Origin of the sequence: Calothrix sp. CCY 0018 (assembly GCF_963920925.1) — a bacterium.
Lineage (GTDB): Bacteria > Cyanobacteriota > Cyanobacteriia > Cyanobacteriales > Nostocaceae > Rivularia.
Genome location: NZ_CAWUDI010000113.1, coordinates 1 through 1465, shown reverse-complemented (window position 1 = coordinate 1465; position 1465 = coordinate 1). Strand labels below are relative to the sequence as shown.

The window sequence follows — 1465 nt, the reverse complement described above, 5'->3', positions numbered from 1 at the left end:
GTCCGGATCTAACTGAGAGGTGCGGGAGATAATACTCCCCATCGACTCAACCAGCTTGGTTCTCGCTCCTTCCTCCTTTGGAGTACAACCTTGGAAATTCTTAGTAATTCGCAATCCCGAAATCCGTCATCAACTGGTAGAGCATTCCTGGGGACAAAAACAGGTTGAGGAAGCTTCACATCTGGTAGTTTTGACTATTAAAGAAGATGTCAACAGCCAGGATGTTGATGCTTATCTGGCTCGGATGTCGGAAGTCCGAAATACACCTGTTGAGAAACTTCAAGGGCTTGGTGAGATGGTGAAAGGTTTTCTCAAAGAACCACCTTATCCCCTTGACAAAGATGCATGGTCTAGCAGACAAGTTTACATTGCTTTAGGCTTTTTCATGTATACCGCAGCAATGTTAAAAGTTGATACCTGTCCGATGGAAGGTTTTGTTCCCGATAAGTACGATGAAGTTTTGGGATTAAAAGACAAAGGATATCACGCAGTAGTTGTTTGTGCGGCTGGATATCGGCTTCCTAGTGACAAGTATGCAAACATGGCTAAAGTTCGCTTTGAGACGGAAGATGTAGTGGAGTATATAGATTAAGTTTGTTGTAGATAAAAGTTATATTCTTGTAGGGTGGGCATCCTTGCCCGCCTATTTTTATAAGTATAATTATTGTATCAGTATTAGAATAGGTTTAGCCGATAATCGGTTGAGTTTTGTTGGTAAAATAAGATTAGCATTTAGTGCAGAATTTATTTATGATATGGCACGCGATTTATTTCATAATATCTTTAGGTCTGCATTAGACATCTCCGGAAAAGAAAAAAGAACTGTATACAAACCTCTCCCCCACTGGGAGAGAGGCTTAAAAACCCCCATTCCCTGGTAGGGAAGGGGGGTAGGGGGGTTAGGTATGTGTGTAATTTGGAACCAGATACATGATTTCCGGAGATATCTATTAGAAAAAGAGGGATGGATAATTACAGATGACCCTTTAAGTATTCGTTATGGCGGGGTTGATATTCAAGTTGATTTGGGTGCTGAAAAACTGTTAGCTGCCCAAAAAGGTACGGATAAAGTAGCAGTTGAAATTAAAAACTTTGTTAGCGCTTCAAAAATCTCTGAATTTCACATGGCATTAGGTCAGTTCATTAATTATCGTACAGCATTACGTTTAGAAGACCCAGAGAGAATTTTATATTTAGCGGTTCCATCAGCAATTTATAATGATTTTTTTAATTTACCTTTTACTCAAATAATTGTAAACGAAAATAAATTAAAATTAGTTATCTATGATGTTGATCGAGAGGAGATTGTCGAATGGATAAGTTAAAGGAATATCGAGAAAAAGTTAAGCAAATATTAATTAAATGCTCTCAGTATAAACCGAGCTATGGGGAAGTTGAAATTGAACAAATTTTGGCTCTTCATTACATAGTATGCTAAATTATGAGCAAGAAATCGCTGCAACAC

2 protein-coding genes are annotated in these 1465 nt (G+C 38.2%); both read left to right on the top strand.

Annotated elements, in window-relative coordinates; all coding sequences use genetic code 11:
- Positions 1 to 19: 19 nt before the first annotated feature.
- Entirely contained in the window at positions 20 to 592 is a 573-nt protein-coding gene (locus ACM03V_RS34365) for an NAD(P)H-dependent oxidoreductase (protein WP_414625294.1), read from the top strand.
- Positions 593 to 905: 313 nt separating this feature from the next.
- Complete coding sequence (locus ACM03V_RS34360) at positions 906 to 1325, top strand: element excision factor XisH family protein (protein ID WP_414625293.1); 420 nt, start codon at positions 906 to 908, stop codon at positions 1323 to 1325.
- Positions 1326 to 1465 lie beyond the last annotated feature (140 nt).

Bases quoted from the DNA above. Each gene is read 5' to 3' on its own strand.
- ACM03V_RS34360 (WP_414625293.1), top strand. From the start codon at position 906: ATGTGTGTAATTTGGAACCAGATACATGATTTCCGGAGATATCTATTA.